Origin of the sequence: Thermococcus sp. CX2 (genome assembly GCF_012027555.1) — an archaeon.
Taxonomy (GTDB): domain Archaea; phylum Methanobacteriota_B; class Thermococci; order Thermococcales; family Thermococcaceae; genus Thermococcus.
On the sequence record NZ_SNUQ01000002.1, the window covers coordinates 176,836 to 199,047 of the forward strand.

The 22,212-nt window shown below is 54.2% G+C and carries 19 protein-coding genes, 1 tRNA gene and 1 rRNA gene; 10 read left to right on the forward strand and 11 right to left on the reverse strand.

Annotated features, from left to right (window positions below; all coding sequences use genetic code 11):
- Positions 1-104: 104 nt before the first annotated feature.
- Together E3E23_RS05180 and E3E23_RS05185 are read right to left on the reverse strand one after the other, a co-directional pair.
- Positions 105-181: transfer RNA gene (locus E3E23_RS05180), tRNA-Ala, on the reverse strand.
- 52 nt (positions 182-233) lie between these two features.
- A 16S ribosomal RNA gene (locus tag E3E23_RS05185) occupies positions 234-1,720 on the reverse strand.
- Positions 1,721-2,168: 448 nt separating this feature from the next.
- Here E3E23_RS05185 and E3E23_RS05190 point away from each other — a divergent pair.
- Positions 2,169-2,327: a hypothetical protein gene (locus tag E3E23_RS05190; RefSeq protein ID WP_167906961.1), complete on the forward strand. Its 159-nt coding sequence runs from the start codon at positions 2,169-2,171 to the stop codon at positions 2,325-2,327.
- An 84-nt stretch (positions 2,328-2,411) separates the two neighbouring features.
- Here E3E23_RS05190 and E3E23_RS05195 read toward each other — a convergent pair whose 3' ends face one another.
- The 3 genes from E3E23_RS05195 to E3E23_RS05205 form a co-directional block, all read right to left on the reverse strand.
- Positions 2,412-3,251 (reverse strand): ribose-phosphate diphosphokinase, encoded by an 840-nt coding sequence (locus tag E3E23_RS05195; protein WP_167906963.1) that lies wholly within the window; start codon positions 3,249-3,251, stop codon positions 2,412-2,414.
- 67 nt (positions 3,252-3,318) lie between these two features.
- Positions 3,319-4,023: a DUF1614 domain-containing protein gene (locus tag E3E23_RS05200; protein ID WP_167906964.1), complete on the reverse strand. Its 705-nt coding sequence runs from the start codon at positions 4,021-4,023 to the stop codon at positions 3,319-3,321.
- A complete protein-coding gene (locus E3E23_RS05205) occupies positions 4,016-4,396 on the reverse strand; it encodes an ASCH domain-containing protein (RefSeq protein WP_240920746.1) in 381 nt (126 codons plus the stop codon). Before E3E23_RS05205 ends, E3E23_RS05200 begins: the two co-directional genes overlap by 8 nt.
- 123 nt (positions 4,397-4,519) lie before the next feature.
- Between E3E23_RS05205 and E3E23_RS05210 the strand changes: the two genes are divergently transcribed.
- Both E3E23_RS05210 and radB read left to right on the forward strand, forming a co-directional pair.
- Complete coding sequence (locus E3E23_RS05210; RefSeq protein ID WP_167906965.1) at positions 4,520-5,155, forward strand: MBL fold metallo-hydrolase; 636 nt, start codon at positions 4,520-4,522, stop codon at positions 5,153-5,155.
- Between the two features lie 11 nt (positions 5,156-5,166).
- The gene (gene radB / locus E3E23_RS05215) at positions 5,167-5,871 is read left to right on the forward strand and encodes a DNA repair and recombination protein RadB (protein WP_167906967.1); all 705 of its coding nucleotides are present in this window, start codon (positions 5,167-5,169) and stop codon (positions 5,869-5,871) included.
- A gap of 86 nt (positions 5,872-5,957) precedes the next feature.
- On the opposite strand, the gene E3E23_RS05220 is transcribed toward radB, so the two are convergent.
- Complete coding sequence (locus E3E23_RS05220; protein WP_167907470.1) at positions 5,958-7,373, reverse strand: ribonuclease E/G; 1,416 nt, start codon at positions 7,371-7,373, stop codon at positions 5,958-5,960.
- Positions 7,339-8,085 (reverse strand): hypothetical protein, encoded by a 747-nt coding sequence (locus tag E3E23_RS05225; protein WP_167906969.1) that lies wholly within the window; start codon positions 8,083-8,085, stop codon positions 7,339-7,341. Before E3E23_RS05225 ends, E3E23_RS05220 begins: the two co-directional genes overlap by 35 nt.
- A gap of 132 nt (positions 8,086-8,217) precedes the next feature.
- Here E3E23_RS05225 and moaA point away from each other — a divergent pair, with 132 nt between their 5' ends.
- The 3 genes from moaA to E3E23_RS05240 are packed head-to-tail and all read left to right on the forward strand — an operon-like array spanning position 8,218 to position 11,094.
- Positions 8,218-9,141 (forward strand): GTP 3',8-cyclase MoaA, encoded by a 924-nt coding sequence (moaA, locus tag E3E23_RS05230; protein ID WP_371807527.1) that lies wholly within the window; start codon positions 8,218-8,220, stop codon positions 9,139-9,141.
- 38 nt (positions 9,142-9,179) lie between these two features.
- Positions 9,180-10,118, forward strand: a complete 939-nt coding sequence (locus E3E23_RS05235) for a DUF835 domain-containing protein (RefSeq protein WP_167906973.1) — start codon at positions 9,180-9,182, stop codon at positions 10,116-10,118.
- Positions 10,075-11,094 carry a class I SAM-dependent methyltransferase family protein gene (locus E3E23_RS05240; RefSeq protein ID WP_167907471.1) on the forward strand — a complete coding sequence of 340 codons (1,020 nt, stop codon included), beginning with the start codon at positions 10,075-10,077 and terminating at the stop codon, positions 11,092-11,094. Before E3E23_RS05235 ends, E3E23_RS05240 begins: the two co-directional genes overlap by 44 nt.
- A 5-nt stretch (positions 11,095-11,099) precedes the next feature.
- Here E3E23_RS05240 and E3E23_RS05245 read toward each other — a convergent pair whose 3' ends face one another.
- Both E3E23_RS05245 and E3E23_RS05250 read right to left on the reverse strand, forming a co-directional pair.
- A complete protein-coding gene (locus E3E23_RS05245; RefSeq protein ID WP_167906974.1) occupies positions 11,100-12,596 on the reverse strand; it encodes a replication factor C large subunit in 1,497 nt (498 codons plus the stop codon).
- Positions 12,597-12,602: 6 nt separating this feature from the next.
- Positions 12,603-13,778 carry a replication factor C small subunit gene (locus tag E3E23_RS05250; RefSeq protein WP_371807521.1) on the reverse strand — a complete coding sequence of 392 codons (1,176 nt, stop codon included), beginning with the start codon at positions 13,776-13,778 and terminating at the stop codon, positions 12,603-12,605.
- Here E3E23_RS05250 and E3E23_RS05255 point away from each other — a divergent pair.
- A complete protein-coding gene (locus tag E3E23_RS05255) occupies positions 13,777-14,964 on the forward strand; it encodes a glycine C-acetyltransferase (protein WP_167907472.1) in 1,188 nt (395 codons plus the stop codon). The genes E3E23_RS05250 and E3E23_RS05255 overlap by 2 nt on opposite strands.
- A 238-nt stretch (positions 14,965-15,202) precedes the next feature.
- On the opposite strand, the gene endA is transcribed toward E3E23_RS05255, so the two are convergent.
- On the reverse strand, positions 15,203-15,718 hold the full coding sequence (endA, locus tag E3E23_RS05260) for a tRNA-intron lyase (protein WP_167906976.1): 516 nt from the start codon (positions 15,716-15,718) through the stop codon (positions 15,203-15,205).
- Positions 15,715-16,218 carry a ribosomal protein S18-alanine N-acetyltransferase gene (gene rimI / locus E3E23_RS05265; RefSeq protein ID WP_167906977.1) on the reverse strand — a complete coding sequence of 168 codons (504 nt, stop codon included), beginning with the start codon at positions 16,216-16,218 and terminating at the stop codon, positions 15,715-15,717. The genes endA and rimI overlap by 4 nt, the downstream gene beginning before the upstream one ends.
- A gap of 200 nt (positions 16,219-16,418) precedes the next feature.
- Between rimI and herA the strand changes: the two genes are divergently transcribed.
- The 3 genes from herA to rad50 are packed head-to-tail and all read left to right on the forward strand — an operon-like array spanning position 16,419 to position 22,210.
- Positions 16,419-18,179 carry a DNA double-strand break repair helicase HerA gene (gene herA, locus E3E23_RS05270; RefSeq protein WP_167906979.1) on the forward strand — a complete coding sequence of 587 codons (1,761 nt, stop codon included), beginning with the start codon at positions 16,419-16,421 and terminating at the stop codon, positions 18,177-18,179.
- 9 nt (positions 18,180-18,188) lie between these two features.
- Complete coding sequence (mre11, locus tag E3E23_RS05275) at positions 18,189-19,559, forward strand: DNA double-strand break repair protein Mre11 (protein ID WP_206205641.1); 1,371 nt, start codon at positions 18,189-18,191, stop codon at positions 19,557-19,559.
- A complete protein-coding gene (rad50, locus tag E3E23_RS05280; protein ID WP_167906981.1) occupies positions 19,556-22,210 on the forward strand; it encodes a DNA double-strand break repair ATPase Rad50 in 2,655 nt (884 codons plus the stop codon). Before mre11 ends, rad50 begins: the two co-directional genes overlap by 4 nt.
- The last annotated feature ends 2 nt before the right edge of the window (positions 22,211-22,212 follow it).

The following is a 22,212-nucleotide window of genomic DNA, read 5'->3' on the forward strand; positions in this document are numbered from 1 at the left end:
GCATTTTTTGGGTCAATCCGCCTATGCACGGTCCTCATCGTGACCCCTGTTCGGGGCCTAGGACCCTTCCACCCCGAGCTGTGCTCGGGATGTGCACCTCTTCGTGGTGGACCGGCCGGGATTCGAACCCGGGGCCTTCGGCTTGCAAAGCCGACGCTCTCCCAGGCTAAGCTACCGGCCCACGGATGGCAGGCCCGACATCCCTTAAACCCCCCGGACGGATTTCCGGCGATAGGAGGTGATCGAGCCGTAGGTTCCCCTACGGCTACCTTGTTACGACTTCTCCCCCCTCACGGAGCCCAGGCTCGACCCGACCTCCCCGAAGGGAGATCAGGCCTCACCCGGACCCCGCTCGGGTGGAGTGACGGGCGGTGTGTGCAAGGAGCAGGGACGTATTCGCCGCGCGATGATGACACGCGGGTACTAGGGATTCCAGCTTCACGCGGGCGAGTTGCAGCCCGCGATCCGAACTGGGGGCGGGTTTAGGGGATTCCCTTCCCCTTTCGGGGTCGGATCCCATTGTCCCGCCCATTGTAGCGCGCGTGTAGCCCGGGGGTTTCGGGGCATACTGACCTACCGTCGCCCGCTCCTTCCTCCGGCTTATCGCCGGCGGTCCCCCCAGAGTGCCTCCTCCCCAGCGGGGAGGACTGGCAACTGGGGGCGCGGGTCTCGCTCGTTACCACACTTAAGTGGACGCCTCACGGTACGAGCTGACGGCGGCCATGCACCTCCTCTCGGCGTGTCCGGCAAGACCTTCAGCCTGGCCTTCATCCTGCCGTCGCCCCCGGTGAGGTTCCCGGCGTTGAATCCAATTAAACCGCACGCTCCACCCCTTGTAGTGCTCCCCCGCCAATTCCTTTAAGTTTCAGCCTTGCGGCCGTACTCCCCAGGCGGCGGGCTTAACGGCTTCCCTTCGGCACCGGGCGAGCTCGAAGCTCGCCCGACACCTAGCCCGCATCCTTTACAGCCAGGACTACCCGGGTATCTAATCCGGTTCGCTCCCCTGGCCTTCGTCCCTCACCGTCGGACCCGTTCCAGCCGGGCGCCTTCGCCACTGGCGGTCCCCCTGGGATTATAGGATTTCACCCCTACCCCAGGGGTACCCCCGGCCTCTCCCGGTCCCAAGGCCCGCAGTATCCCCAGCAAGCCCCACGGTTGAGCCGTGGGATTTCGCCAGGGACTTACGGGCCCGGCTACGGACGCTTTAGGCCCAATAATAGCGGCCACCACTCGGGCCGCCGGTATTACCGCGGCGGCTGCCACCGGCCTTGCCCAGCCCTTATTCCCGGAGCTCTTTACACTCCGGAAAAGCCGTGGCGATGCCACGGCACTGGGGGTCCCCCCGTCGCGGTTTCCCGCATTGCGGAGGTTTCGCGCCTGCTGCGCCCCGTAGGGCCTGGACCCGTGTCTCAGTGTCCATCTCCGGGCTCCCACTCTCATGGCCCGTACCGATCTTCGGCTTGGTGGGCCGTTACCCCACCAACTACCTAATCGGCCGCCGGCCCATCCTCGGGCGGGCCGAAGCCCCTTTCGGCCTGAGGACCTTCCAGTACCTCAGGCCTATGGGGGATTAGCCCCAGTTTCCCGGGGTTATCCCCCTCCCGAGGGTAGGTTACCGACGTGTTACTGAGCCGTCCGCCGGTGCGCGCAAGGCGCCCCATGACTCGCATGGCTTAGTCGGACCCCCATAGCAGTGGCCTCCGGCAGGATCAACCGGAATTGAGCAAGGAGTACGGCCGGTGGGACTTCCCATGGCGGGAAGTACCAAATTCCGTCCGGGGTTTAGTCGGGATGTCGGGCCTGCCTTACCCCCGAGGGGTCCGCCTTTCGGCGTTTCCTCGGGAGCGCACATTGCTGTGCCCATGGCTGGAGGGCGGGGTTCATCTTGGGTGCTTTGCACCCGTTCCCCCCGACGCCGCCGTCTTGGCGCCTGGGCTTCGTCGCGCCCTGTTCGGGCGCTCCACCCAATAGGGGTGAACCCCAGCAGTGAAAAATTTTTGCAAAACCTTTGAGGGGGCAGATTTTTGAAAAAGAAGATGTTAAAGAGCGCTTCAAAAATTTGGAAATTTTAACATAAAAATGATAAACCCTTGGAAAGCCCCATCCATTCCCTCAACTCCCAAAGTTATGTGGTGAAGCATCATGGAGTGAGGGGGAAGCCAGCACTTATGGCATCACTCATACTCATCCTGATGGCCGAGTTGGTAGTCCTGCTGTTGCTTACCTACGGGAGCCTCGGCCACCGGATACTGAACTTTCTGGCACTCGTCTCACTGACCATCAAAAAGTATCCTCCTGACAAACTGAACGACGTGCGTTTACGTTGAGGAGTATCTCACAGGCTACCGTTGCATACCGAAGGTTTTCGAGGGAAAATGCAAAGAGAAAGTTGAAAGGGTTGTGGGGAAGAGTTAAAGCGCCAGTATATCAGGCACGATGCTTATCCTCGAAACCGGCGTCGGTATGGTGTTCGTAACCGCAAGCTCGTCAACGGCTCTGCTGACGCGCTCAATAGCACCCTCGGCAAAGACACCGTGGGTTGCCGCAACGAATATCTTTTCGGCCCCCATCTCCCTGAGCAGGTTGGCTGCCTTAACCATCGTCCCGCCCGTGCTGATGATGTCATCAACTATGAGGACGTTCTTCCCGGCCACGTCTATATCTACGGGCCACATCTTCACTTCCGTCGGCGAAACGCGCTTCTTCTCAAAGTGGCTGTACTCAAGGCCGAGCTTTTCCGCCACAGCTCTGGCCCTCTCGCGCGCGCCCTTATCGGGGGCAAGGACTACACCGTCGCCGAGCTTATCCTTGAAGTACTCGGCTATTGCCCTCGCCGGAGAGAGGTTAACGGCCTTTCCAGGGAAGAACCTCAGGGTTTCGGGATTGTGTAGGTCGAAGACGTAGAGCTCGTCGTAGTAGAGACCTATCGCCCTCATTATTGCCCTAACGCTTATCGGCTCGCCCTCCTTGGTGACCCTGTCCTGCCTCGAGTATGCCAAGTAAGGAACAACGGCCCTAAGCTTGGTGAACCCCCTCTCGCGGAGGGCATCACCGATAAGAAGGAGCTCGATGAGGTTCTCGTCTTGGGGCTTAAAAGTGGACTGCACCACCAAAGCCTCATCACCAGAGCCAAGGACTCTGACGTATTTTTCCCCATCTGGGAACTTCTTTATCTCAACCTCAACGAGTTCCCCGCCGAGAGCTCTAACCTCTTCCTCAAGGTGCCTCGCACCGCTTCCAACGACGATCATATCAATCACCCCGTAACCGTGAAATCTTGCCGTTTCCATGTTTAATCTCTGCTTTATAAATCCACCGTCATGCTAAAAGAACGGCAATTATTCCTGCCAGGAAGATGCCGTCGAAGGTTCCAGCACCGCCGATGCTCACCATCGGTGCGCCGAGGTTCTTGATTTTATTCCAGTTCATCAAATCAGCGCCGATTAAAACTCCCATCGTTCCACTCGCGTAGGCCACCAGCGGGGGATTGCCGTCTCCCAAGAAAAGTGCCAGAATCACTGCCATTAGTGGTGGGAGCAACATCGGCATCGCTATTCCAAGGCCCTTAACCGGTTTTGCAACGGCGTTGCTGAACAGCGAGGCGATTGCTATGGCGACTAATGTGTTGAAGAGTAGCCCGAACTGGCCAAGGTAGATGGTCCTTAGCAGCCCGTATATGACGACGCTTAGAGGAACCAAGGCGCCGCCGACGTTTACCGCTATTATAACCTTTCGCTCCTCCCAATCGAAGTACGGAACTGGGTAGGGTATCCCAAAGAACCTGACCTCCCTCACCCTCAAGACGGGCTCGTAGGAGGTCTCTTCAGCTATGGGGATGTTGATGAAGCTGCCAAAGAGGGCGAAGAGAAAGAGAGCATAGGCCACCTGTGGTGGGATTCCCAGCCTCTCAAAGGCGGCCGTAACGATGCTCGAGAAGAACACGAAGAGAATCACAAAGAGGAGGAACATCACGATAAGTATGGGAATCGAGACAGGCGGAACTATAAGGCGGCGGCTATTCATCTTCATCCACCCTCACGTTGGCCCAGACCTGGGCCCCTTTGGCAATGTCTACCTTAATGGGCTTCTCAAACTTCTCCGCATTGCGGAGAACCCACGCGTAGAGGGCTTTTCCGTTTGAGTAATCCACCAGGAAATCCAAATCAACGAGGTGCTTGTCCCTGTGCTCAGCGAGCTCTTCGGGTGTGAAAGGCCCGAGAACCTCGACGAGTTCAGCCTTTCCCAAAGCCCTTCCTCCGTTGAGAATGAGAATCTCACCCCTCACTTTGGTTCGGGACTTCCGTATCTCCCATGTCTTCTTCCCTTCAACGATTAAGCTCGCGAAGGGCTCCCGTACTATGAGACCTTTCTTGAGGTTCGGCTCACCCATAGGCATCCAAAGGAATAGCGAAGCGGCAGTTTATAAAACCAACGTCAGCCCTTGAAATCCCCAAAGAAAAGTGAACAATGAAAAACTTTAAGTTTACCTTACCGAACCCACTCTCTGGAGGTATTACCGATGAGGATCATCTGGTACGGACACGCGTGCTTTTGGGTCGAGACCAACGGCGTGAGACTGCTCATCGACCCCTACCCTGAGGTTGACGATGACCGAATTGGTGAGGTTGACTACATCCTCATAACCCACGAGCACAGTGACCACTACGGAAAGGTCGAGCTGCTCTCAAGGCTCCGCAATGCGACGGTCATAGGGCCAAAGCCAGTCTACCTTATGGCCATCAGCGATGGCGTAACCAGGGTAAAGGAGATTGAAGAGGGTCAAACCCTCGAACTTGACAACGGGGTTAAAGTTACGGCGATCTACATGGAGCACCCCTCGAGCCAGTACCCGCTTGGATACCTGATAGAGGGCGACAAGACGGTATTCCACACTGGAGATACCTACTCAGCTCCAGCCCTTCAGAGACTCCGAGGAAATATCGATGTGCTGATGGTGCCCATAAGCGGCCGTTCAACGGCAAATGAGCGAGAAGCCGCACAAATCATCGAGGACATCAGGCCAAAGATAGTTATTCCAATGCACTACGGGGTTTACGGCGGGGGCAGCGTCGAGAAGCTTCAGGACGAGCTGAGAAAGAGGCGTGTTTGGGCTGTAGTAAAACCCCTCCAGCTCTACGAGGAGCTCTCACTTTAGCGGTGACCCTGATGCTGACCACGGGGGTCAAATCACTCGACGAGCTATTAGGAGGCGGCATAGCCTCCGAGGTTCTAACCCAGGTTTATGGTAGCTTTGCAACTGGCAAAACTACGCTGGCGCTCCAGGTCGGACTTCTGAGTGGAGGGAAGGTCGCATACATTGATACAGAGGGAGGTTTTTCTCCAGAGCGGCTCGCTCAAATGGCCTCAGCGTGGGGTCTTGATCCCGACGAGACTCTTCATAGATTCATCCTATTCACACCGAGTGACTTCAAGGAGCAGAGACGAACGATAGGCAGCCTGAAGAGGATTATTGACAAAACGTTTTCCCTCATCGTCGTTGATTCCATAACCGCCCACTACCGCGTAGAGGAGCAGAGGAGGAACCTGACAGCTGAATTAGGGAAGCAGTTACAGGTTCTCCTCTGGCTCGCGAGGAAGAACAGAATTCCAGTCATCGTCATAAACCAGGTGCACTTCGACTCCCGCGCCGAGAGGCTCAAGCCGGTGGCCGAGCACACCCTCGGTTACCGCTGCAAGGACATACTGAGGTTGGACAAGCTGAACACGCCGGGGCTAAGGGTTGCAATCCTTGAGAGGCACCGCTTTAAGCCAGAGGGCGGGATAGTCTACTTCAGGATAACGGAGAAGGGCATAGAGGACGCGCTTGAAACTGGGGAGGTCAAGAAAGAGGACAACATCACTCCATTCTGACTTCATGAACCCTTCCGTCGCCATTTCTGGGGATTATTACTTGCACTGCGGTTTATAATAAAAAGAGAGACATCAAAAGCTCACGCTCAGACCTTCTCAAAGACCTCCTGCGTTATCCTCAGAACGGCCCGATAGAGCTTCTCCGTGATGATGCCCTCCTCGTAGTGCTCCGTGAGCTTCTCCTTGTCTATTATCTCCTTCTTGCCGTCGGGCCACTTGACGATGTCCACCTCGAGGTCCACGTAGCGCGCCCTGTCCGGGTAAATCTCAACTGGAGTGTTGATGTTGTAGTACTCGCCCTTCAGGTTGCCGTTCCTGTCGTAGTACCTGTGGACGAACCACCACTTTCCGGCCTCTATCTCGGTGATCACGTAGTCGCCGAACTCTATCGGCAGGTCTAGGCCGTCGTAGACCTTACCCGGCTTTAGATGGCGCTTCATGGTCACTTTCAGGGGGTTCATTGAGACCTCCAGTATCTCGCCCGGTCCGATTCTTATCCTCTGGCCGTCGGGTTTGTAGTGTTCAAGGCTGAAGAGCCAGCCCTTCTTCGGACCCTTGTTGGCTATCAGCGCCTCCCAGAAGCCCTGCTTCACCCTCTCCCTCTGGGACGGGACTTTGCTCAGAATACCCTCGGCTATCTCGACGGCGAAGCTCAGCTCGGGATCGTATGCCTTGAGCTGGTGGTGGCCCTCGACCGTCGGAACGACCTTGTTCCTTATCTCGTCCAGCTTTTTCTTGGCTCCTCCACCGAACTCGACCTCGTAGATGTTCCTTCCCTCGATTATAACGGACGGGGCTGTGTATGAATCGGCCTTCTTGAGCCTGTCCGCGAGCTTTGAGAGCCTTATTATCTCGTCCCTGAGGGTGTTCCAGTCTTTGTAGGCAGCGGCCGTCCTCCAGAGGATACCCCACTCACCGAGGTCTATGCTCAGCCCGAGGATCCTCAGCCTCTCCCTCTCACCCTGGTCGCGTATTTTCCTTGAAATCTTGACGTGCCTCTGTGCCCCTATCGGCTTCGGAATCAGCACGGCGTAGTCGCCGGGGATGGTCAAGGTAACGCTCAGGTGCGGCAGGAGGTTGTGCTTCTTCACTTGAACGAGAACCTCATCGCCCTCCATAACGTTCGGAAGTTCCTCTGCAACGACGGTTCCGATGGCGCTCCCTATGTCGATATAGACGTAGCGCTCATCCCGTTTAACCACCATGCCCTTGTAGATGCCGTAGAGCTGGTAGGGAAGCCTTCTAAAGAAAACGTCTATTAGTTCCTCTTCCAGAACTTTCCTAACTTCCTCAACCTTTGTTCCGACGAGAATAACACCATGGTGATCCTTCTTGTCGTATATGTCAACATCAAACTCGTCGTAGGTTCTGTCGAGGTTGAAGCGCTCGACGATCTTCTGGCTCGGCTGGGAGATACCAAAGCCCCTGTCAAGGAGCACTTTGGTCAGGGCCGTGCTGTAGATGCCCCTAATCCGAACTGAAACTCCTGTGTCTGTAGACACTTTCACCACCCCTCATCTTCTTTTCCACTACCCCTATGAGCGTGAGTCCCTCGAGTATCTCTCCAGCGTTCACGACGCCGCTGAGCTTCTCAACGTTTCTCGCCTCAACCCAGAGCAGGCCCCTCGAATGCCAGTCCTTCAGGGCCTCTTCAACCTTATGGACGTCACCGGGATGATAGTAAAGCCGGAATATGAAGCGCCTCATGACTCCGAGCTCAACCTCAAGCTCCTCAATTTTCCTAAGCTTGTCCATTATACTCATCGGCACCTTTTTCTCTTTTTCGCCTTCGGTTAGAAGGGCCAGTCCCTCAACCTCGGTAGCAAGTTCCTGGAGCGCTTTGCTCACCGCGTAGTCATAAATCCTGTGAAAGTGAACCAGCCTGTCCAGAGCAGTGTTCAATCTAAGCCTGGCGTCATAATCGGTCGTTTTCGCCAGCAGAGACAGAACCTCCTCGAGGCGAAACTTCATCTGGTGCTCGTTCCTGTGAATCTCCTTTGCCAGCTCCTCGGCATTTCCACCAATGTATGCAAGCTCACGGTAGAGTGCCGAGGCTATCTCCAGCTTCTCCCTGGACAGTGCGTAGAGCCCCTTGATCCTCTCGAGAAGAGCCGCATAATCCTTCTCCTCATAGATGGAAGGAAACTGACGCTCAAATTCGGCGTGAAGGGCTTCAAGACGGGACAGCTTATCCCTAAGTTCCTCAACGTTCATGCGGAAAACCCCCTGGGATTATCTTCCCATTTCACCTACTTGTAGTTTTCGATGAGAGTCTGTTAAACGAAAGTACTTACCCAAAATCTTTTTTTAAGCCCGGTGGTTAATTATCCCGGGTGCTTAAAGATGGTGCTCTTCGACCGTTTCGGCAGGCCAGTGACTAACCTCAGGATTTCCCTCACGAGAGACTGCAACTTCCGGTGCTTCTTCTGCCATAGAGAGGGCCAGCACTTCAACGCGAGGTTAGAGCTCACTCCAGCTGAAATCGAGAGATTGGTTAGAATAGCCTCCCGCCTGGGGATAAAGAAGGTGAAACTCACCGGAGGCGAGCCAACGGTTAGGGACGACATCCTGGAAATAGTACGGCGCATAAAGCCCTATGTGGCCGACCTCTCCATGACAACCAACGGAAGCCGGCTTAAGGAGCTCTCGAAGCCCTTAGCAGAGGCAGGACTGGACAGGGTCAATGTCTCCCTTCACAGTCTAAGGCCAGAGGTTTACAAGCGCATAACGGGCGTTGATATGCTCGATACGGTTCTCGAGGGTATAGACGAGGCTGTAAAGTACCTAAGCCCGGTTAAGCTTAACATGACAGTGATGAAAGGCCTCAACGACGGCGAGATATGGGATATGATAGAGTTCGCCGCCAAAACAGGGGTAATACTCCAACTGATAGAGCTGGAAGCTCCAAAGGAGATGACCCAGACGAGCTTTTTCAGGAAGTATTTCTTCCCACTAAAACCAGTGGAGCAAAAGCTGGAGGAGATGGCCGTTGAGACAAAGGAACGGCGGATGCACAGGAGGAAGAAATACTTCATACCAACGGACCACGGCATCGCGGAGGTGGAAGTAGTTCGCTCGATGCACAACACAATGTTCTGCGCCAACTGCACGAGGCTTAGAGTAACCTCCAACGGAAAGTTCAAGACGTGCCTACTTAGGAAGAACGACCTTATCGACTTCGCTACCGCCCTCAGAAACGGGGCCAGCGACGAGGAGCTCATTGAGATTTTCAAGAAAGCGATAAGATTGAGGGAACCATACTGGAAATAGTTTAATACTATTTCATCCCAAACTATAATGGTGACTCGATGGAAGTCAATCCCCTGCCCCTCACAGTGGGGCTTTTGCTCCTGCTTGTAACAGCCTATGGGATACTCAGAGCCAGGCGTTACTATGGCCTCGCAGACAGTCCCACTAGACGATTTATTACCGGGCTTGAAGTGGCATTGGTGCTCTTTGGGTTTGCCGGCGGGACCATGATGATCCTAATGGCTTTTCTCGGGGAAGGGCTATTTCTGCTGGTTGAACTTGTACTCATCACGGGATTTTTGTTCTTGGTAGCTCTGTCCATTAGATACCTAGAGGAAGAAACCCAGGGCATATATGGCAAAAAACTCACTGGAGAGACTGGAATAAAGAAGTCAGACGTTTTTCTCGTCGAAACTACTGAAGAAGCCAAACTTCTCCTGAAGGCCCTTGAGCGTGAGAACGTGCCAATCTTTGTCATCAGCAGACGACCAAAGGACGACTGGACGCGCAAATTCGGGATAAATCCCGAAAAATTCCTATGGCTCAGCGGAGTACCTCATAAGCATGCCGTTAACCCAAGCAGTTTGCACATCCTCAGGGAGGAAGCCGTGAAATTCATGAGGAATCACGACAGGAGTGCAATTTACATAGAGGGCATAGAATACCTAATGTTCTACGTGGAGTTCAATGCCATAGCAAAGTTTCTCTTCACACTTAGAGACTACGCACTCGTTAACGGTGCTTACATGATAGTCCTCGCCTCACCCTCGATCCTGGACAAAAAACAGTTCACCATCCTTGCCAAGGAATTCAAAAAGCCCGACATAGAGGAAGTTGAGGAAATACTATTCAGTAAGGCGTTCTTTGGGGGCATAACACGAGAGGACCTGGACAAGTTAATTGGAAAAACAAAGGTTAAAAGCAGAAAAAGTGAGGAGCAAACGGGAGAGGGGAATGCCAGCGATAGCGGTTCCAAAGAGGGAAGCAGATCCGGTTAAACGTAAGCTTAAACGGCTCGGCCTCTATGATGGGAAAAGACGTCCCAAGAGGGAAGGAGAGCTCGTTCTTCTACCGGTTTTGAATCCGGAAGAAGTGAGGAAGCTCGGCTACGAGGTTCTCGATGTTGACCTTCCACTTAGGCCCGAGAGGCAGATTTACAAGAACCTGGAGAGCGTTTTGGCAGAGCGCCTGACTCCAGAGGAGCTCGCCCACTTGAGGCGCTACGACGTTGTGGGTGATATAGCCGTAATCCAAATCCCTCCCGAGCTGGAGCACCGTGTTGACGACATCGTCTGGGGCCTGAGAAAAGTCCACCCCTTCCTGAAGGTTATAGCCCGGAAAGGCTTCCACGAGGGGGCCTTTAGAATTCGCGACTACTCGATAATCTGGGGCGAGCACCGCTTAGCCACGGTTCACAAGGAGAACGGGGTAAGGCTGAGGGTAGATTTAAGCAAGGCCTTCTTCAACCCGCGGATGAAGGGGGAGAGATACAGACTGGCCCAGCTCGTCGAGGACGGCGAGAGGATTCTGATACCCTTCGCCGGTGTCCTTCCCTACGCATTGGTTATAGCCCGCTATAAGGCGGTGAAGATAACGGCCATCGAGCTGAATAAAGAGGCCTACAAGCTCGGCATTGAGAACCTCGAACTCAACAGGAAAAAGCTCAAGGGAGAGATAGAGTTCATCCACGGCGATGCCTTTGAAATACTTCCAAAACTGACAACGTTCGACCGCGTTATAAGCCCAACGCCGAAAGGAGTGGATGCCCTAGCTCTAACCCTGAGCAGGGCCGAGAGATGGCTCCACTACTACGACTTTGTCCACGAGGACGAAATCAGCGCCTTCAAGGAAAGAATCCTAAGGGAATGCGAGAAACTGGGAAAAGAATGCGAGGTAAGGATAAAGAAGGTCAGCGACTTCAAGCCCCACGTCTTCAAGGTCTGTGCGGATGTAAAAATCTTGGAAAAAGGATAAAAAGTTCACTTCTTCAGGAAGTCGAACAGAGTCGCCTGCTTGCCCTTCTTCTTGGGCTTGTCTATCTTGTCAGATTTCTTCTCCTTCTCGAGGGGCTCTATCTCCTCCTCGGCCTTCTCAAGCTCCTCCTCGCTGAGCTCCTCGGCTTCTTCGGCCTCCCCTGGCTCCTCCGTTACCTCCCCTCCGGCTTCCTCCATGGTTTCCACGGCAGCTTTGACGTGTTCCTCCAGCTCGCTCCGCGCCTCCTTCAGCTTCTTGTGGATGTTGAGGCTCTTGCCCCATATTGTCCTGGCCAGTTCCTTGTCTCCGGTCAGGAACTCGACCTCCTTCTCGCTCAGCTCGAGGAAAACAGTGAAGTGCGCAGCCATCTCTGGGTTGCTCTGGAATATCGACTTGATGATCTCGAGCGTCTCCAGGGCCTCCATCCTGGCCATGTGCATCTCTTTCATGATTTTTTTCACTATCGAGTCCCTGAGCGAGCGTTCTTCCTTGCTCTCCGTGAGAAGCTTTATCGTCTTTGGGGGATAAATCCTGACGAAGCCCTTCTTCTTGACCCCAGCAACGGCGACTCCAGCCGTCATCATGTCTGTGGCGTACTTCCATAGCGAGTAGTTGCCCGTTCTCTGGGCCCTGCCAAGGTATATATCAGCTCTGCTGAGCGCTTCATAGGCCCTCGCGATATCTTCGGGCTTGTAGTAGACGTAGGGCAAGTTCTCGTCTATCCACTGGAGGAGCTCGTGGGGGTACATATCAACGCCCAGAACGGCCAGCTTGGCGCGTTTGGCGTTGTCGGTTGCGAACAGCTGGGCTAAAGCCTGGAAGACGCTCTTCTCCACGTCGCGATAAGCTAAGACCTCCTCGGCATCCTCGATTCCACCAGAGACAACCGTCTGGAGGTCGTTTATTGCCGCCCTCAAGTCGCCGTTGGCGTGTTTGGCTATTTCCTGGAGGATTTCCTTTGGAACGGTTACGCCCTCGGCCTTTAGAATCCTTATGAGGGCCTTCATTATGTCCCTCTGGGTCAGGCGCTTGTATTCAACGATTTGAGCCTTGTTCCTTATTTCCCTCGGAACCTCCCAGTAGTGGTTGGCCGACATGACTATGGGGTTCCTGGCTTTATCGATGAGCTTGGCTATCTCCCTGGCCCCGCTCGGCTCTATGTTGTCGGCCTCGTCGAGGAATATCAGTTTCCTCCTCTTTCCGAGGATGTCCATCGTGTAGGCTGCCTGGACGTAGCGCTCTATCTTCTCGTAGGTCCTCTCGTCGCTCGCGTTGAGCTCGATGACCTCAAAGCCGTACTCTCTGGCCAAGGCGTAGATAGTGGTGGTCTTGCCCGTCCCCGGAGGCCCAGCGAGGATGAGAGCCTTCTTCTTCGGTGCATTACCGTGCAGCCAGGCCTCTATCCAAGCCCTTACCTGCTCCAAAGCCTTGTCCTGGTTCACTATCTCGCTCAGCCTTCTCGGACGGTACTTCTCAACCCAGGGAACGTCGAAGGACGGCATTGGGCATCACTTACCCATCAGGGTGAACTGAGCGAGCAGAGCCTCGAGCTGTATCATCTCGTTCGCACCTTCGACGAGCCTGAAGTTGTACTCGCCTATCTTGTCCGCCAAAGCGACCTTCTTGTCCTCTGGGATCGTCAGATTAAAGACCTCCCTGTGCATCTGAATTAAAACGTCCTCGCCGCTGAGGCCCTGCTTGAGGAGTATCTCCCTCAGCTTTTCCCTCGCCTTAAGGAAGTTGCCCTCCAGAGCCAGGTTCATCATCTCACGTACATCCTCTGGTCTCGCCCTGCTCGCAACGAGGAAGACGTTCTCGTCGGTTATCTTTCTGTCTAAAGCTGCTGCCGCCTGAAGGACGTTTATTGCCCTCCTGAGGTCGCCTTCAGCGACATAAAGGAGCGCCTGAAGGCCGTCCTCAGTGAGCTCAAGCCCCTCGTTCTCGGCTATGTACCTGATGCGCTTTGCTATGTCATCGTCGTTGAGCGGCCTGAAGCGGAATATGGCACACCTCGACTGTATTGGCTCGATTATCTTGCTGCTGTAATTACAGCTGAGTATGAACCTCACGTTGGTTGAGAACATCTCCATTGTTCTCCTAAGCGCCTGCTGGGCGTCCTGGGTTAAAGCGTCCGCCTCGTCGAGGAAGATTATCTTAAAGCTTGCACCGCCTATCGGCTTAGTTCTCGCGAACTCCTTCACCTTCTCGCGGATGACGTTGATGCCCCTTTCATCCGACGCGTTGAGCTCGAGGAAGTTGTGCCTCCAGTGCTCCCCGAAGAGTTCTCTAGCAAGACATAGTGCTGCGGTTGTTTTTCCAACGCCAGGAGGGCCAGCGAAGAGCAGATGCGGCATTGAGCCGGTTCTAACGTAGTGCTTTAAGCGCTTGACTATATGCCCCTGACCGACTATATCATCGAGCTTAACGGGCCTGTATTTCTCAACCCACGGCTTTTCGAGGATTTTAACTTCCTGAACTTCCTCTGGCATGGTTACCACCTTACCTAAAGGCTTAATGGGCAACGAGGGTATTAAGCCTTTTGCCATGATTGCTTGAGCGTGCCAAGCACGAGGCTGATTTACCCCTCTGCTGGAGGAAGTCAACTTCCCGCTGGGCCAATGTACTGAACTGGTTAGTGCAAAGCTTTTATACCTCAATGTCCAACTTCTAGCGGTGGTTCTCATGGCGAAGCTCGACTGGATTAGGGAAGAACTCAAGGAGCTAAAGGAGAAGGGCCTTTATGTAACTATTAGAAAGCTCGAAAGCGCCCAGGGGCCCTGGGTTGTGGTTGACGGAAAGCGCGTTCTCAACATGTGTTCAAACAACTATCTCGGCTTGGCCGCCCATCCGAAGATTAAGGAGGCCGCTATAAGGGCCATCCTCGACTACGGTGTTGGTGCCGGAGCGGTTAGGACCATAGCCGGAACTATGGAGCTTCACGTGGAGCTCGAAGAGAAGCTGGCCAAGTTCAAGAAGAGAGAAGCCGCAATTCTCTTCCAGAGCGGCTACAACGCCAACCTGGGAGCTATAAGTGCGCTCCTCAAGAAGGGTGAGGATGGAGTATTCATCAGCGAGGAGCTCAACCACGCAAGCATAATCGACGGAATGCGCCTCAGCGGCGCTCCAAAGGTCATTTACAAGCACCTCGACATGGAAGACCTCAAGAGAAGGCTGGAGGAGAACAAGGACAAGAAAAAGAAAATCATCGTCAGTGACGGTGTCTTCTCTATGGACGGAGACCTTGCCCCGCTCCCGGAGATGGCCGAGCTGGCTGAGCAGTACGATGCTATACTCTACATCGACGACGCCCACGGTGAGGGTGTTCTCGGAGACAGCGGAAGGGGTATAGTGGACCACTTCAAGCTCCACGACAGGGTTGACTTCGAGATGGGTACTCTCAGTAAAGCATTCGGTGTCATAGGTGGCTACGTTGCTGGTCCTGAGGAGGCCATCGAGTACCTACGCCAGAGGGCCAGGCCGTTCCTCTTCTCGAGCGCTCCGAACCCGCCTGACGTTGCCGCCGCAATAGCGGCCGTTGAGATACTCCAGAAGAGCGACGAACTTGTCAGACAGCTCTGGGACAACACCCACTTCCTCCAGAACGGGTTGAGAGACCTCGGCTACGACCTCGGCAACACCAAGCACCCGATTACCCCGGTCATGCTCTACGACGAGAAGCTCGCCCAGGAGTTCTCAAGGAGGCTCTACGAGGAGTACAACATCTTCGCGCAGGCCATCGTCTATCCGACCGTCCCGCTCGGAACCGCCAGAATAAGGCTCGAGCCCTCAGCGGCGCACAGCAAGGAAGATCTCCAGTACGTCATCGACGCCTTCGAGGACCTCGGAAAGAAGACCGGGTTCCTGAAGTGAGGGCTTTTCTCCCATTCTTTTCTCAATTAAACACCACAACAACTAAAGCCACAGGTTAAAGTGCCCGTAATCACAAAAGCTATGCTCATGCCCACACCTCCAGACCAAAGCGCAATAGTACCTGCATATTCCTCTTTCTCAGGGAAGATAACCTCTCGGCTAACAGCCTAACGATAAACCACGGCATCCCGTGATGGCCCAGATTATCAGAAATGCCAATTATGAAGTAAACGTCCATTCAGAACTTCACCCACTCAATCTTATAGTACACAACGTCGTTGTCCTCATCAACGACCGCCATGACCATATTCTTCCTGACACCGTGGGCCACCCTGACGCGGGCGGTTATATCGTTTGGACTGAAGCGGAGGTTCTCCGGGACGACCCAGATGAGCCACTGGGAGTGCTCGTCCATTCCGCGCCTGTAAACCCTGAAGTGGGAGCCGAACTTAAGGGCCGACTTGACGATATAGCCCCTGTCGCGCAAGTCCTTGTAGACGAGGTATTTGATGTCGAACTGGTCGTCCTTCTTCCTTCCGAGCTCGAAGAGCTCGCTTAGCGAAAGCTCGCGCTCGCCGTCGAGAACCTTTATCTTGCCCCTCTCCATCAGGTAGGCCGCCTCGATGAGAGACAGGAAGAGCTTTCCATTGACTACCTCTCCAAAGTAGCGCTTGTTGTAGAACTGGTTTATCGCCTTCTCCCTCTCGCTGAAGACCCTGTCACCGCTGAGCTTGAACTCTATCGGCTCCTTCAATTCCTCCCACCCCACTCGTCGGCCGGCATGAGCATGTAGTAGGCATCCTCACCGTCGGCGTAGTAGCCTATTATCCTCTTAATCCTCCTGAAGCCGAAGCGCTCGTAGAGCTTTATCGCCTTTTCGTTGCTCACGCGGACTTCAAGCCCTATGTAGCGCGCGCCCTTCTTTATTAGCCTTTCTATCGCCTCGCTCAGAAGGGCGGAACCTATGCCGTTGCCCCTATACGCTGGGTCAACCGCTATGCTCATTATGTGGCCCTCCAAATCGGGCCTGAGATAGGCCATCACGTAACCTATAACCTTTCCGTGGTACTCCGCGACGAGAAAGGTGTCGGGGTTGTTCTCGAGGAATACTAAAAAGACACCCCTCGGGTACTGCTCACGGAAGGAGACCCGCTCTATCCTCACTATGTCGGGCATGTCGAAGAGCTTGGCGGGCCTTATGACCACCATTGATAGGGGGATCCTACCGCCCAGCTCCATTGTGGAGACGCTCATGTTAGAATCTACGAGTCAAAGCTTTTAAGGCTTGAGGGAACTCTAAGCGGGTGGCCACCCCGGCGTGATGAGCACTCTCGAACCTGACCCAGGGATGATGACCGGATTCCTGGCTGATTGCCGCCATTCTCCTCACTTCCACTATCCCGTTGAGTAAAACTTATAGCCCGGAAAAACCAACATACTCGACAGGTGGTGTTATGCGGATTAAAGAAGAGGCCGTTGGAATAGTGACCGGTGAAGCGACCGTCAGCTCATTCCAGTTTTATGCTCAGCCCGATGCCGATTTGAAGTTCGGAGACTTCGTCGTTGCCAAGCTCTGTAAAGAAGCGAAGGAAAGAAACTGCCGCTGGAGCGATGATGTTGAGTGGGTCATTGGAACGATAAGGGGACTGAAGAACATAAACTGGCTCCTCAGCGAAGGGAAGAGCACCTACCACTCCCTCCAGCTGGACATAAGGGAGTACGGTGAGAGCATAGGCGAGAACGAGGCTCTGATAGTGAACGTCCGCGTGCTTGGAAGGGTCATCATAAACGGTGAGCGGGCGGAGATAGTCCCCAACCGCGTGCCGATACCGAACGGCAACACCGTCTACAGGGCCAGCTCCGAGCTCCTTAAGGCAATCTACTACGGCGGCCCTGGGTTCATCGAGGTCGGGAACCTTCTCCTGCGCGAGGACGTTCCCATATACCTCAACGCCGACGAGCTCGTCTCGAGGCACTTCGCGGTTTTAGCGGTTACTGGTGCGGGCAAATCAAACACTGTGGCGGTTCTCATAGGGGAGATAACCAACAGGCTCCGCGGAACGGTCGTGGTTCTTGACCCCCACGGCGACTACGTAAAGCTAAGGCTTCCTGAAACGGGCAGGAAATACGTCAAGCTAATAGAAGCCAAAATAATGCCCGAGGAGATGGACAGCGAGGAGCTGGCTGACCTAATCGAGATAGCGAGCAACGCGACAATACAGAGGGAGTTTTTAGCTAAAGCCTGGGAGACCGTCAAGCACGAAAACCCAACTCTCGGCGGAAGGGAGCTAATAGAGGCCCTTATGAGCACGATAACCGAGTGGATAATGAACCGCGCTGCTTATTTCTGGGACGAGGGGAAGGAGAGCTACATAACCGAGGAACTCAAGAGCGAGAGGATCGAAACGCTAAGGGGCGTCGTTTACAGGATAAGGCGCTTCCTGAGAAACTACGGCTCTCTACTAACGAGTGAGGATTTGATAGCCCAGATAGAGCCAGGAAAGGCCAACGTGATTGACCTCGGCCCGCTGGACGAGGGCCAGATGAAGGTCGTAGTTGGTAAACTCCTCGAGAAGATATTCGAAGCAAGGGTCGACTACGAACAGGCCAGAAAGAACATCCTCCGCCTGAGAGAAGACCTGAAAGAGAACCCCAACTCAAAGACGGCGGAGGAAATTAAGAAGTTCGAGAGCACGATGAGGGCGATAGAGAACAAGAGCCCGGCTTTGGCTGAGCCCATACTCATCATAGTGGAGGAAGCGCATATCTTCGCGCCTCATGGTGAACACAACGACGCGGTGAGGATACTGAGCAGAATAGCGAGAGAGGGCAGGAAGTTCGGGGTGGGCCTTGGGATAGTAAGCCAGAGACCCAACAAGCTCAACGAGGATGTCCTCAGCCAGACCAACACAAAGATAATCCTCCGCATCGTCAATCCCAAGGATCAGGACTACGTCCTGAGGGCGAGCGAGCAGCTGAGTTCCGATTTGCTCGGAGATATAGCTTCCCTCGGCAAGGGTGAGGCCGTTATAGTAGGCCAAGCCATAAGCCTCCCGGCGCTCGTCAAGATACACAACTTCAAGGCCCTCGGCGGTGACTATGGTGGGGAAGACATAGGCGTCGTAAGCCGCTGGAAAGAAAGGGCAGAGCGTGAGAGGCTCGAGAGGGAGAAAGAAAAGCTGTACGAAGAAGAGGAGATTGAGATAGACTTCTGAGGGATGGGAATGAAGTTCGCCCACATAGCGGACGCGCACCTGGGCTTTGAGCAGTACCGCCTTCCTTACAGGGCCGAGGAGTTCACCAGCTCCTTCAGGGAGGCAATAGAAAAGGCCGTTGAAGAGAGGGTGGATTTCATACTCATCGCTGGCGATCTTTTCCACCAGAGCAGACCCAGTCCGGAGACGATAAAGGAGGCCATAGAAATCCTGAACCTGCCAAGGGAAATGAGTATCCCAGTCTTCGCGATAGAGGGCAACCACGACAGAACCCAGAGGAGGATCTCCGCTTACCACCTTCTCGAAAGCCTTGGTCTGCTCCATCTCGTCGGCCTGCGCGAGGAGAAGGTCGAGAATGAATACCTAACCAGCGAGCGCCTTGGAAATAAGTTCCTCGTCAAGGGCATCTTTGATAAAGGCCATCAGAGCATTGAAATCCACGGGATAAAGTACATGAGCGCGGCCTGGCTCGAAAGGAATAAGCTGAGCGACATATTCAAGCCAAAGGGAGATGCAATCCTCATGCTCCACCAGGGCATCAAAGAGCTCATCGAGAGGATGGTGGGTTTAATCCCGGAGAGCCAGCGCGACTACTTCGAGCTGAAGATGGAGGACTTACCGAAGGGCTACATCTACTACGCCCTCGGCCACATCCACAAGAACTTCGAAACGAATTATGACATTGGAAAGCTCGTTTATCCGGGCTCACTCCAGCGCTGGGACTTCGGCGACTACGAGATAAGATACCGCTGGGACGGAAGGGCATTCAGGGCAAAGGCCGGAAGCGAGAAGGGGTTCTACATCGTCGAGGACTTCGAGCCGAGGTTCATCCCCCTGGAGGTAAGGCCCTTTATAGACATCAAGATAGAGGCGGATGAGGAAACTGCCAAGAGGGAAATCAAGAGGCTGGGCGCCAAGATACCGGGCGAGGCCTTCGTGAGACTTGACCTAAAGTGGGAAAGACCCTTCGATGTCTCGGCGTTCCACGAGCTCCTGAAGGTTCGCTACGTCTACATCAGGACGCGCTTCGAGAGGAAGCTCAGGGCTGGAAAGCCTGGAGAGCTCCCGAAGCCAGAGGAATACTTCCTTCCAGTGGAGCTTAAGGCGATAGAGCTAACTAGAGAGAAGAAGTTCGAAGCGGTTGATGCCGTTGTTGAGCTTTTCCTCGGTGAGGGCTGGGAGGAGAGGCCAAAGGAAAGGGCAGTTGAGAAGCCAAAAGATAGCAGGGAGGAAAAAGCCGAGGAAAGAACCGGGAAAGTTGATAGAAAGGTGGAAGAGGGACAAGACGCACCGCCAAAGAAAGTCGAAAAGAAGGATAAACCCGTCAAAAAGCCAAAGAAAGGGGCCGACCTTCTCGTGTGGCTCGGTGGTGAAAAATGAAGGTTGAGAAGATTCTAATCAAGGACTTCCGCTCGCACAAGATTACAAAGGTGACCTTCACGAGCGGGATAAACCTCATCGTGGGCCAGAACGGCTCCGGAAAAAGCTCGCTACTCGATGCCCTGCTGGTGGGCCTCTACTGGCCCGCCAAGCCCAAGGACCTCAAGAAGGACGACCTCCTCCGGATAGGCGGAACTGGAACGGAGATAACCGTCTTCTTCGAGAAGGACGGGGTTAGGTATCAGGTGCACCGCAACATCACCAGGGGCATAGCCTTCGTCAAGTACCACGACGGAAGCTCCTGGAAGCCCCTTGAGAGCGGTCAGAAGCAGGTCAGGGAATGGATGGAGAAGGCCATCCCCTACGATGTCTTCGTCAACGCTATTTACATTCGCCAGGGTGAGATAGACGCCATCCTGGAGAGCGACGAGAGCCGTGATAAAGTTGTGAGGCAAGTGCTCGGCCTTGACAAGTACGAGAACGCATACAAAAACCTCCTCGAGGTCAGAAAGGAAATAGAAGGGCGGATAAGATCCATAGAGGGCTACCTCAAGAGCACCGAGAACATAGACGAGCTAATTAGAGGTATGGAGAAGGAGCTAGCCGAAACCCTTAATGCCATAAATGAGCTCTCGCCGGAGATTCCAAAGCTGAACAAAGAGCTCGAGAAGGTTGAAAAGAAACTTAAGGAGCTCGACGCCCTTGCAGAGGAAATCAACTCCTTCAGGCTGGAAGTCAGAAGAAAGGAAGGAAACGTAAAAGCCCTCGAAGCGAAGCTCCGGGAGCTGGAGAGAAGGATAAAGGAGAGCGAAGAGCGCGTTAAGGAACTCGAAGAGAAGGTCAAGGAACTCGAAGGGCTGAAGGAGAAGGCAGAGGAATACCTCAGACTTGTGGACTTCAGGAGGAGATACGCCGAGGAGAAAGCCAAGAGCGAGAAGCTGGCGGAGAGCTATAAGGCCCAGATTTCGGGCATAGACGAGCGCCTGAAAGAGCTTGGGGCTCTTAAGGAGAAGCTCAAAGAGCTCGAAGAGAAGAGGGGGAATCTCGAAGAGAAACTCAAGAGCCTTGAAAAGAGTGCCAAAGCCTATGAAGAGGTCAAAAGCCTAACGACCAACCTTGAAAGGCTGAGAAAGAGGCTCAAGCTAAAGCCAGAGGAGATTGAAAAGCTCGCCGAAGAGATAGAGCGTGCCAGAGCGAGAAAGGAGGGGATAGCGAAGGAGCTCGAGGGGATAAGCTCGAGGAGAGGCGAGATAAAGAGCCAAGTCAAGGAGCGCAATAATGCCATTCTGGAGCTTAAAAGGGCCCGCGGAAAGTGCCCTGTCTGCGGGAGGGAATTAACAGAGGAGCACAGGAAGGAGCTTATGGAAAAATACACCCTCGAGCTTAGGGAGTTCTCGAAGGAGCTCAAGGCCCTCGACGAGGAGGAACGGAAGCTCAGGCGTGAGCTGGTCGAGATTGAGGGCATCCTCAAGAGGGAGCGCGAGCTCTTCTCCCAGAAAGAGCTCTTGGAGCAGATTAAGGAGCTTGAGGAGAGGATCAAAGAATACGACCTCGAAAAGCTTGAGAAAGGGGCGGAAGAATACGAGAAGCTGAAGAGCGAGCTGGACAGAATTGAAGGCGAGCTCAAGGGGCTCAGGGAAGAGCTGGCAAAGGCAAGGGCCCTCGAAAAGAAGAGGGGGATCCTTGAAAAGAAGCTGGAGGAGGTAGAAGACAGACTCAGGAACCTCGAGGAAGAACTCGGGACACTTGGCTTTTCAAGCCTAGAGAAGCTCGACGGCAGGATCAAAGAGCTCGAGCCCGCCTACAGGAGATATTTCGAGCTGAAATCTGCCGCAAGTGAACTGACGAGGGAAAGGGAAAGGCTCGAGAGAAGTCTTAGGGAGCTTGAGATGACTAAGAAAACACTCGGGGAAGAGGCACAGGCATTGAAAGATGCCAAAAATAAACTCGAGGAGAAAGAAAAGCTCTACAGCGCCGAGGAGCATACCAGGCTAAGGGAAGACTTCACAAAGCTGAGGGAAAGGCTCGCAGAAAAGAGGGCCCAGCTCGAAGCACTGGAGAACAAACGAAACGAGACCATGGAGAACCTGAAGAAGCTCAAGGAAGAGAAGAAAAGACGGGAGGAAAAGGCCAGGGAGCTAGAAAGGCTGAAGAAAGCTAAAGAGCGGGTGCAGAACCTCAGGGAGAAAGTGAGGCATTACAAGGCGATGCTGAAGGAGGACGCCCTGTCCAAGGTTGGAGAGCTGGCGAGTGAGATATTCGAGGAGCTGACAGAGGAGAAGTACTCGGGCGTAACGGTAAAGGCCGAGGAAAATAAGGTCAAGCTCGGTGTCATCTACGACGGAAAGGAATACGGCCTCGGTTTTCTCAGCGGCGGCGAAAGGATTGCCCTAGGCCTGGCCTTCCGCCTGGCGTTGTCTCTCTACCTCGCAGGAGAGATTTCCCTCCTTATTCTCGATGAACCTACCCCCTACCTCGACGACGAGAGACGCAGAAGGCTGGTCGACATAATGCAGCGCTACCTGAGGAAGATTCCGCAGGTGATCGTGGTCTCGCACGACGAGGAGCTGAAAGATGCCGCCGACAGGGTGATACGGGTAAGCCTTGAGAACGGCGTTTCCGTGGCAAGGGAAGTAGAGCTGGGGGTGTGAGG

Excerpts from the sequence above, each read along its gene's own strand:
- E3E23_RS05190 (WP_167906961.1), top strand. The coding sequence starts at position 2,169 with ATGGCATCACTCATACTCATCCTGATGGCCGAGTTGGTAGTCCTGCTG.
- E3E23_RS05195 (WP_167906963.1), bottom strand. The coding sequence starts at position 3,251 with ATGATCGTCGTTGGAAGCGGTGCGAGGCACCTTGAGGAAGAGGTTAGA.
- E3E23_RS05200 (WP_167906964.1), bottom strand. The coding sequence starts at position 4,023 with ATGAATAGCCGCCGCCTTATAGTTCCGCCTGTCTCGATTCCCATACTT.
- E3E23_RS05205 (WP_240920746.1), bottom strand. The coding sequence starts at position 4,396 with ATGCCTATGGGTGAGCCGAACCTCAAGAAAGGTCTCATAGTACGGGAG.
- E3E23_RS05210 (WP_167906965.1), top strand. The coding sequence starts at position 4,520 with ATGAGGATCATCTGGTACGGACACGCGTGCTTTTGGGTCGAGACCAAC.
- radB (WP_167906967.1), top strand. The coding sequence starts at position 5,167 with ATGCTGACCACGGGGGTCAAATCACTCGACGAGCTATTAGGAGGCGGC.
- E3E23_RS05225 (WP_167906969.1), bottom strand. The coding sequence starts at position 8,085 with ATGAACGTTGAGGAACTTAGGGATAAGCTGTCCCGTCTTGAAGCCCTT.
- E3E23_RS05235 (WP_167906973.1), top strand. The coding sequence starts at position 9,180 with ATGGAAGTCAATCCCCTGCCCCTCACAGTGGGGCTTTTGCTCCTGCTT.
- E3E23_RS05240 (WP_167907471.1), top strand. The coding sequence starts at position 10,075 with ATGCCAGCGATAGCGGTTCCAAAGAGGGAAGCAGATCCGGTTAAACGT.
- E3E23_RS05245 (WP_167906974.1), bottom strand. The coding sequence starts at position 12,596 with ATGCCGTCCTTCGACGTTCCCTGGGTTGAGAAGTACCGTCCGAGAAGG.
- E3E23_RS05255 (WP_167907472.1), top strand. The coding sequence starts at position 13,777 with ATGGCGAAGCTCGACTGGATTAGGGAAGAACTCAAGGAGCTAAAGGAG.
- E3E23_RS05250 (WP_371807521.1), bottom strand. The coding sequence starts at position 13,778 with ATGAGAACCACCGCTAGAAGTTGGACATTGAGGTATAAAAGCTTTGCA.
- rimI (WP_167906977.1), bottom strand. The coding sequence starts at position 16,218 with ATGAGCGTCTCCACAATGGAGCTGGGCGGTAGGATCCCCCTATCAATG.
- herA (WP_167906979.1), top strand. The coding sequence starts at position 16,419 with ATGCGGATTAAAGAAGAGGCCGTTGGAATAGTGACCGGTGAAGCGACC.
- mre11 (WP_206205641.1), top strand. The coding sequence starts at position 18,189 with ATGAAGTTCGCCCACATAGCGGACGCGCACCTGGGCTTTGAGCAGTAC.
- rad50 (WP_167906981.1), top strand. The coding sequence starts at position 19,556 with ATGAAGGTTGAGAAGATTCTAATCAAGGACTTCCGCTCGCACAAGATT.